General features: G+C 64.0%; 1 protein-coding gene. It reads right to left on the bottom strand.

The window, feature by feature from the left end; translation table 11 throughout:
• A partial coding sequence (locus EN935_RS39180) for a LysR family transcriptional regulator (RefSeq protein ID WP_127374412.1) occupies positions 1–485 on the bottom strand: 485 nt, incomplete at its 3' end.
• Positions 486–641: the final 156 nt, after the last annotated feature.

The raw sequence follows: 641 nt of genomic DNA on the forward strand, positions 1-641 counted from the left end.
GGCATCAGCGGTGTGTTGTCGGTTCCCTGCCAGGAGCCGTCGCCGAAGCGGATGGCAAAGTCGAGGGCGTCGGCGGCGAGATTGACCCGGTTGTTGTTGGTCGAGATGCGTAGCTCGATATCCGGATAGGCCTGGTGGAACACAGGTAATCTCGGGATCAGCCAGCCCGAGGCGAAAGTGCCGACGACGCCGACAGTGACGATGTCGTGGAAGCGGCCGCCCTCGAAGCGGTCGAGCGTGACGCCGATCCTGTTGAAGGCATCGCTCAATACGGGCAGCAGCGCCTCGCCCTCCTCGCTCAGAGCGAGCCCGTGCGGAAGCCGGCGAAAGAGCCTGACGCCAAGAACCTCTTCGAGGCCTTTGACCTGATGGCTGACGGCCGCCTGGGTGACGCGCAGTTCGAGCCCGGCGCCGGTGAAGCTGAGGTGACGCGCGGCGGCCTCGAAGGCGCGCAAGCCGTTCAGCGGAAGGTGCGATCGCTTCATTGGTCGAGCCCTAGTTTTTCTCGTGGCGGGGGCGATGTTAACTCGTTTGCGATGGTGTCGGATCCGGTCCAGTTCTGCGGCGCGGGGCAACAGAGAGTGTGGAAATGACAAGCAGACGCAGTTTCATCAGTGGTCTCGCGGTGGTTCTGGCGGCCC

Source organism: Mesorhizobium sp. M7D.F.Ca.US.004.03.1.1 (genome assembly GCF_003998635.1).
Lineage (GTDB): Bacteria > Pseudomonadota > Alphaproteobacteria > Rhizobiales > Rhizobiaceae > Mesorhizobium > Mesorhizobium loti.